This window comes from Stutzerimonas stutzeri SDM-LAC, from assembly GCF_000235745.1.
GTDB lineage: Bacteria > Pseudomonadota > Gammaproteobacteria > Pseudomonadales > Pseudomonadaceae > Stutzerimonas > Stutzerimonas stutzeri_H.
Window position 1 is genome coordinate 21,534 of the sequence record NZ_AGSX01000148.1, and the last position, 7,179, is coordinate 28,712.

A 7,179-nucleotide genomic window follows, 5' to 3' on the forward strand; every position below is an offset into this window, starting at 1 on the left:
TTCGCCTAGCCTGCCTATCTGGTAGGTCCGCTCGCCTGCGCTGACGCGCTCGGGCATCGTGCCTTACGGCTCAGCATGGCCGCAGCTGGTTGGAATACTAGTGTTCCGGCATGCCATGCTTGTCGAGACGGCGCATTAGACACGCCTAGCGCTCGCGTACGCCCATTCCCATCGCCTGCCGTGCAAACCAGGCCTTGGCAGGGGGCAGCAGATCCAGCCCCAGCAACCCGAGATTTCGTCCGGTAATGGAAAGGCGCGCCGAATCGCCAAACAACTGGGTCAATTTGTCGGAAAAACCCACAGTGAGCCACTGATCCGAACGCTGCTGCCGATGGTAAGCCTGCAGCACGCCCAGGTTGCCCAGCGGCGCCGAACTGCTCAACAGCGCGGCCGCCAGGGCCTCGGTGTCGCGTAGGGACAGGTTGTAACCCTGCCCGGCGATAGGGTGCAAGCTGTGCGCAGCATTACCCAGCACCACCAGACCAGAGCGCACCTGCTCTTGCGCCTCGATCAGCACAAGCGGATAGAGGTGCCGCGCGCCAACCTGCTGGAAACCACCGAGCCGATAGCCGAATGCTTGCTGCAGCTCGTCCAGAAACTCCGCTTCAGGAGCCGCCGCAAGCCGCGCCGCATCCCGCTCCGCGCGCGTCCAAACCAAGGCGCAGCGATTGTCCGGCAGCGGCAACAAGGCCATCGGCCCGTCATCGGTGAAGCGCTCGAACGCGCGCCCGCCGTGAGGCGTGCCGGGCGTAACGTTGGCGATCAACGCCGTCTGCTCATAAGGGGATTGCTTGATCTCGATACCGAGCTGCTCGCGTAGCCCCGAACGGCCACCATCGGCCAGAACCGCGAGGCTGCAGTCGAGCGTCAGACCATCAGTCAGCGACAGCTGATAGCCGCCCGCCACGGCTCGCATGCGCTCGACTTCGGCGGGGCAGTGACGAATCACCACATCATCATCATCGAGTGCCTGCCAGAGGCAATGACCGATCCAGGCGTTTTCCACAACGTAGCCCAGCGCTGGCACCTGCTGACTGGCTGCATCGAGCCGGGTGACACCTGCGCGACCACGGTCGGAGACATGAATATCGGTGATCGGCTCTGCACGCTCGGCAATTTGATCCCATACGCCCAAGCGCTGATAGATAAGCCGGGTCCCGTAGGACAACGCAGTGGAACGTGCATCGTAGCTGGGTTGGTAGTCGTTGCCCGGCTCGAACGGCTCAATCAGCTCAATCGTCCAACCGCGCGCTTTCGCGCCACGTTGCAGGGCCAACGCCAAACTGGCACCAACCAGCCCGCCTCCAATGATCGCCAGCGCAGCCATCTACGCGACCTCGACGGAAGCCGCCATCAAAGCCTCGATCTCGGCGACGGTCTTGGGCACGCCGCCAGTGAGGATTTCACAACCGTTGCGAGTCACCACCACGTCATCTTCGATGCGCACGCCGATGCCGCGCCACTTCTTCGCTACGTCCTGATTGTCAGACGCGATATAGATGCCCGGTTCGACGGTCATTGCCATGCCTGGCTCGAGCACGCGCCATTCACCGCCAACCTTGTAGTCGCCAACGTCATGCACGTCCATTCCCAGCCAGTGACCGGCACGATGCATATAGAAAGGTTTGTAGGCTTCTGCACTAATCAATTCATCGACGTCACCCTGGAGCAACCCCAGTTCAACCAGCCCGGCCGTAATAACCCGCACGGTCGCCTCGTGGGCCTCGTTCCAGTGCTTACCGGGTGCGATGTGCTTGAAGGCTTCTTCATTAGCCGCCAGCACCAGCTCGTAAATCGCTTTCTGTTCGGGCGAGAAGCGGCCGTTGACCGGAAAAGTTCGGGTGATGTCACTGGCGTAGCAGTCGATTTCACAACCGGCGTCGATCAGCACCACGTCACCATCCTTGAGTACGGCATCGTTCTCGCGGTAATGCAGAATGCAGGCGTTTTTGCCGGCCGCGACAATTGACCCATAGGCAGGCATTTTCGCCCCGCCCTTGCGAAACTCATAATCGAGTTCAGCTTCCAGGTGGTATTCGTAGAGCCCCGGCCGACTGGCTTGCATGGCACGGATGTGGGCACGTGCAGAAATCTCGGCCGCCTGCTTCATCACCTTCACTTCGTTCGCCGACTTGTACAGGCGCAGGTCGTGCAGCAGGTGATCAAGCGCGACAAACTCATTCGGCGGCTGCGCGCCCTGGCGAGCCTTGGAGCGAATGGTATTGATCCACTCCATTAAACGATGATCGAACTCCTGATTGCTGCCGATGGCGTAATAGACGCGCGAGCGCCCCTCGATCAGTCCGGGAAGAATGTCGTCGATATCGCCGATGGGAAAGGCATCGTCAGCGCCGTACTCGGCGATCGCGCCGTCCTGGCCCGCGCGCAGGCCATCCCACAATTCCCGTGCAGGATCACGCTCCCGACAGAACAGAACGTATTCGCCGTGTTCCCGGCCCGGAATCAGCGCAATAACAGCCTCAGGCTCGGGAAATCCCGATAGATACTGAAAATCACTGTCCTGTCGGTAGATATGCTCGACGTCTCGATTACGGATGTACATCGGCGCTGCCGGCAGAATGGCAATGCTGTTGGGCTCCATCTCCGCCATCAGCGCCTTGCGCCGGCGAACGTATTCGGTCCTGGGAATGCGGGTCATGGACAGACGGTCCTCAATGCAGGGAGGGCTTGGGTGTCGGCGGCACGGGCTTGGCGCACTCGGTGAACAACAGCAAGGGCGCGACGCGTAGATATTCCATGACTTCCATGTAGTCGCTTTCGCCGTCCTCGGACTCGTCCAGCGAATCCTGTATCTGCGCTATGGCGGCCATATCCTGCAGAACTTCGACGGCCTCGCCGCTCAGCGCACGGTCACCGGCGATCAGTCCGAAGCCGGCCAGGAAGCTCTGGCACCACTGCCCCAGCGCGAGTGCGCGTTCGGCAAGCGGTGCATCATCGGAGGGCAGCAGCAGCACAATGGCAATGTCATCGCCGGCGAGTTCGCCTTTGACCATTTCCTGAAGTCCGAGGAGCGCTTGGCGCACCGGCTCGTCAGGTTCAGCGCCAAGCAGCTCGACCGCATCGATCAGCCAGGATTCGGCGTCGAAGCCAGCGCCGGCGCAACTGCGCCCGAGCAAAAGGCCATGCAGCTCGGCGGGTGTGACGGGTTGGGCACTGCTGGCCAGCAATGTAGCGAAAGCAGCGTAAGGCGAGTTCTGAATGGGCATTGGTAGCTAGGCGCGCAGAGGCGCTAATGTCTAGAATGAAGGCCTTGTATCCTAGCATCGGCATACGAGCCAAGACCATCGAAGCCGGCCCACCCAGCCCTCGCGCCATTGACCCGGGAATCCCATGGAAGACGCCGACCTGCAATTGCTGACCGCCAAGCTGGAGCAGTTGATTCAGCGCACCGAGCAACTCAAGGCACAGAATCGTCTCCTGCGCCAGAGTGAGCAGGCGTGGCGCGAGGAGCGCGCCCATCTGATTGAAAAGAACGAAATGGCCCGTGTGAAGGTCGAATCAATGATTTCGCGCCTGAAAGCCCTGGAGCAGGACTCATGACCCAGCCGAACACCGTTACCGTGCACATTATGGACAAGGAATATTGTATTTCCTGCCCGTCCGAAGAGCGCAGCAATCTCGAAGGTGCCGCGCATTATCTGGACCGCAAAATGCGCGAGATCCGCAGCAGCGGCAAAGTCATCGGCGCCGATCGCGTTGCGGTCATGGCTGCGTTAAATATCACTCACGAACTGCTGCACAAGCATGACCGCCTGGATGCCGAAGCAAACAGCGCGCGCGAGCACGTTCGCACCTTGCTGGAAAGGGTCGACAGCGCCCTGGCCGCCGATCCAAACCCTTCCGGCAACTGATGAACGGCAGGCAGATTGCGTTATAATCCCGCCCACTCCCTGGCATGTTCGCCAGTCGGCGATGACCCTCTCCCGATAAGCAACACCATGGAGGCTACACGTAGTGCCGGTGTGCATGTCCGCCTGACGGAAAGCCTTAAGGTACTCTGTAGTCGCCACCTTGAACTCTCGGGTTCAAGGGCCTACGCGGGCAGCGGCATGCTGGGGAGCCTCATCTTATGATCGTAGCCGAAGGCCTTTCGCGCCCGGCGCTGCGACGCCAACTGCGCCAGGCGCGCCGCAAGCTGTCTCCGACCCAGCAGCGTCGGGCAGCACTAGACCTCTACCGACAACTTGCCCAGCACCCGATCTTTCGTCGTGCTCGTCATATCGCCCTGTACTTGCCGAATGATGGCGAGATCGACCCTCGCCCGTTAATGCTTGAAGCACAGCGACGAGGCAAGGCGACCTACCTGCCGGTCGTCAACGCCTGGCCGCCGACACGCATGGTCTTTCAACGAATCATGCCAAAGCAACGACTGAAGCCGAATCGCTTTGGTATCGCAGAGCCCGTGTTTCACCCGGCAAGGCAGCGACGCATCTGGACGCTTGATCTTGTGCTAATGCCTTTGGTGGGGTTTGACGAAAGCGGCGGACGCCTGGGCATGGGCGGCGGATTTTACGATCGCAGCCTGGCATATCGCAGCAGGCGCAAAAATTGTCACAAACCGACGCTATTAGGGCTAGCTCACGAGTGCCAGAAGGTCGATCGTCTTCCTTTGGCCAGCTGGGATGTCCGCCTGCAGGCTACGGTGACAGATGAAGGTTGGTATGCGAACCAAGCGGGACAGAAGGAAAACGGATAGGAATAAGCGAACGCATCAGAGCGTGGTAGCAGGCCGCATCCGTGCGGCGAATCAGCTCAGCGCTGAAGTTGTTGCGAGTGACTGACCGGAACTGCCGAAGAGATGTCGTCCGGTCGTTCCCACAATCCTTGGGTATAGCCTGTAGTCACCACGCCGAGACCGAAAATCAGCACCAGGACCCAAAGAATATCTGGTTTACGTTTCATAGTTTTCGCCTCCCCCTGCCAGGCGAATAATCGTTCGTCGAGTCAGTATCGTTGTGGTTTTCAGACTCAACACGGCCAACCTCAAGCGCGGCATTCTCCGTCATGCCTCGGCCCAGCGCAAACCAGCGCTGCGACCGACTGTCGGGGATTTCGCGTTCGAGAACCCTTCCAAGCAAATTGCAGAGAGCAAAGATCATGCCGTACTGGCTGATGAAGTCCGAGCCGGACGAATTTTCCATCCAAGACCTGGAGAAACTTGGCAGGAGTCGCTGGGATGGTGTGCGTAATTACCAGGCACGCAATTTCATGCGACAGATGGCCGTCGGGGATGGCTTCTTCTTTTACCATTCCAGCTGCGCCACGCCCGGCATTGCTGGCATCGGCCGTATCGCAAGCACTGCCTACCCCGACCCGACTGCAACGGACCCCGATAGCCCCTATTTCGATCCCCGGACCCACGGCGGGACCAATCCTTGGAGTGCGGTCGATGTCGACTTCGTCGAGTGCCTGCGATCCGTCATCGCGCTGCCTCGATTGAAAGCAGAACCGGCGCTCGTGCAGATACCGCTGGTGCAGAGGGGCAGCCGGCTCTCGGTGATGCCTGTCAACGAAGACGAATGGCACGCGATACTGGCCATGCGCTGAGACGGCCCCGTGCTAGCGGGTCCAGCTCATTGCACGATCAGATTGTTGAACAGCAGATCGTCCACTAGTGGCTGGCCTTCTTCCTGAGTCAGAACCGCCTGCACCTGCTTGAGCGCCTCCTGACGCAGCGCCTCCTTGGCTTCGACCGTGCCGATGCTGGCATCGGTCTGCTGTGAAAACAGCGTGACCAGCTGGTTGCGAATCAACGGCTCGTGGTGTTTGACCTTCGCCTCCGCCTCAGCCCCACTGACACGCAGCGCAATGTCGGCCTTGTAATACTTCAGCCGACCTTCCGAACCGTAGTTACCCACCAGCGCAGGTACCAGGGCGTAATAGATGGTTTTCTTAGCAGCAGCGTCGGTATCAGACGTTTCGGCAACAACCGGCAGAGCCATAACCAGAACGAACAACAGACAGAAAATACGTTTCACAAGACAGCTCCGAACGTTACGACCCCCAGCATAACCAGTGTCGGGCACGGACCCAAGCCCGGCCTTATGGCCTGCCATCAGGGCGGACCATGCTTGTTGCGCCCGACGGGCAGGCTCCTAGACTGACCGAAGCGCAATAGCGGCCTTGGCCCCATTCCCAACAACAAAGGTAACCCGATGAAAGCTGTCCTGTGCAAAGCGTTCGGCCCGGCCGAAAATCTCGTCATCGAAGAAATCGACGGCCCGCAGATCAAGAAGAGTGAAGTGCTGCTCGACGTGCATGCCGCGGGCGTTAACTTTCCGGACACTTTGATGATCGAAGGGAAGTATCAGTTCAAGCCGCCCTTCCCGTTCTCCCCAGGCGGCGAAGCTGCAGGCGTCGTCGCTGCAGTTGGCGAAAATATCACGCACCTGAAGACAGGCGACCGAGTCATGGGGCTGACCGGCTGGGGCAGCTTTGCCGAGCAGGTTGCGGTACCTGGGGACAGCGTCCTGCCGATTCCTCCGACGATGGATTTCGATACCGCCGCCGCCTTCAGCATGACCTACGGCACCTCGATGCATGCGCTGAAACAACGCGCCAACCTGCAGCCAGGCGAAACCTTGCTGGTGCTGGGCGCCTCGGGCGGCGTTGGGCTGGCCGCCGTGGAGATTGGCAAGGCGATGGGAGCAAAGGTGATCGCAGCAGCCTCCACAGCCGAAAAACTTGAGGTTGCCAGGCAGGCAGGCGCCGATGAGCTGATCAACTACACCGAGACCAGCCTCAAGGAGCGCTTGAAGGAACTCACTGCGGGCCAGGGCGTGGATGTGATTTACGACCCGGTAGGCGGCCAGCTGTTCGAAGAGGCATTCCGTAGCATCGCCTGGAACGGCCGCATGCTCGTAGTCGGCTTCGCCGCTGGAGAGATCCCATCGCTGCCAGCCAACCTGCCGCTGCTCAAGGGCGCGTCACTGATCGGGGTGTTCTGGGGCAGCTTCGCCCGACGCCAGCCGCATGACAACGCCGCCAACTTCAAGCAGCTGTTCGCCTGGCACGCCGAGGGCAAGCTCAAACCGCTGGTGTCGCAGACCTTCGCGCTTGAAAAGGCCGCAGACGCGATCACTACGCTGGCGCAGCGCAAGGCGGTCGGCAAGCTGGTGGTAAAAGTGCGCTAGGCGCGGTCGAGCCACTACCCGCGGG

10 protein-coding genes and 1 other RNA gene are annotated in these 7,179 nt (G+C 60.4%); 6 read left to right on the forward strand and 5 right to left on the reverse strand.

Annotation, left to right across the window (positions count from 1 at the left end; all coding sequences use genetic code 11):
* Positions 1–145: 145 nt before the first annotated feature.
* The 3 genes from ubiH to PSTU_RS0115440 are packed head-to-tail and all read right to left on the reverse strand — an operon-like array spanning position 146 to position 3,227.
* Positions 146–1,327, reverse strand: coding sequence for a 2-octaprenyl-6-methoxyphenyl hydroxylase (gene ubiH / locus PSTU_RS0115430; protein ID WP_019341925.1), 1,182 nt, complete (start codon positions 1,325–1,327; stop codon positions 146–148).
* Positions 1,328–2,659: a Xaa-Pro aminopeptidase gene (gene pepP / locus PSTU_RS0115435; RefSeq protein WP_019341926.1), complete on the reverse strand. Its 1,332-nt coding sequence runs from the start codon at positions 2,657–2,659 to the stop codon at positions 1,328–1,330.
* 13 nt (positions 2,660–2,672) lie between these two features.
* Positions 2,673–3,227: a YecA family protein gene (locus PSTU_RS0115440; protein ID WP_019341927.1), complete on the reverse strand. Its 555-nt coding sequence runs from the start codon at positions 3,225–3,227 to the stop codon at positions 2,673–2,675.
* A gap of 124 nt (positions 3,228–3,351) precedes the next feature.
* Here PSTU_RS0115440 and PSTU_RS0115445 point away from each other — a divergent pair, with 124 nt between their 5' ends.
* The 4 genes from PSTU_RS0115445 (at position 3,352) to PSTU_RS0115455 (ending at position 4,717) form a co-directional block, all read left to right on the forward strand.
* Complete coding sequence (locus PSTU_RS0115445) at positions 3,352–3,561, forward strand: TIGR02449 family protein (RefSeq protein WP_019341928.1); 210 nt, start codon at positions 3,352–3,354, stop codon at positions 3,559–3,561.
* Positions 3,558–3,872, forward strand: a complete 315-nt coding sequence (locus PSTU_RS0115450; protein WP_019341929.1) for a cell division protein ZapA — start codon at positions 3,558–3,560, stop codon at positions 3,870–3,872. The genes PSTU_RS0115445 and PSTU_RS0115450 overlap by 4 nt, the downstream gene beginning before the upstream one ends.
* A 33-nt stretch (positions 3,873–3,905) precedes the next feature.
* Positions 3,906–4,084, forward strand: a non-coding RNA gene (ssrS, locus tag PSTU_RS21385) — 6S RNA.
* A 6-nt stretch (positions 4,085–4,090) separates the two neighbouring features.
* Positions 4,091–4,717 carry a 5-formyltetrahydrofolate cyclo-ligase gene (locus PSTU_RS0115455; protein WP_019341930.1) on the forward strand — a complete coding sequence of 209 codons (627 nt, stop codon included), beginning with the start codon at positions 4,091–4,093 and terminating at the stop codon, positions 4,715–4,717.
* A 56-nt stretch (positions 4,718–4,773) separates the two neighbouring features.
* Here the strand turns inward: PSTU_RS0115455 and PSTU_RS21845 are convergent, their stop codons facing one another.
* Positions 4,774–4,923, reverse strand: a complete 150-nt coding sequence (locus tag PSTU_RS21845) for a hypothetical protein (protein WP_167369763.1) — start codon at positions 4,921–4,923, stop codon at positions 4,774–4,776.
* A gap of 195 nt (positions 4,924–5,118) precedes the next feature.
* On the opposite strand from PSTU_RS21845, the gene PSTU_RS0115460 reads away from it, so the two are divergent.
* On the forward strand, positions 5,119–5,568 hold the full coding sequence (locus PSTU_RS0115460) for an EVE domain-containing protein (RefSeq protein WP_019341931.1): 450 nt from the start codon (positions 5,119–5,121) through the stop codon (positions 5,566–5,568).
* 26 nt (positions 5,569–5,594) lie between these two features.
* Here the strand turns inward: PSTU_RS0115460 and PSTU_RS0115465 are convergent, their stop codons facing one another.
* Positions 5,595–5,999 (reverse strand): flagellar basal body-associated protein FliL, encoded by a 405-nt coding sequence (locus tag PSTU_RS0115465; RefSeq protein ID WP_019341932.1) that lies wholly within the window; start codon positions 5,997–5,999, stop codon positions 5,595–5,597.
* 177 nt (positions 6,000–6,176) lie between these two features.
* Here PSTU_RS0115465 and PSTU_RS0115470 point away from each other — a divergent pair, with 177 nt between their 5' ends.
* A complete protein-coding gene (locus tag PSTU_RS0115470; RefSeq protein WP_019341933.1) occupies positions 6,177–7,154 on the forward strand; it encodes an NADPH:quinone oxidoreductase family protein in 978 nt (325 codons plus the stop codon).
* Positions 7,155–7,179 lie beyond the last annotated feature (25 nt).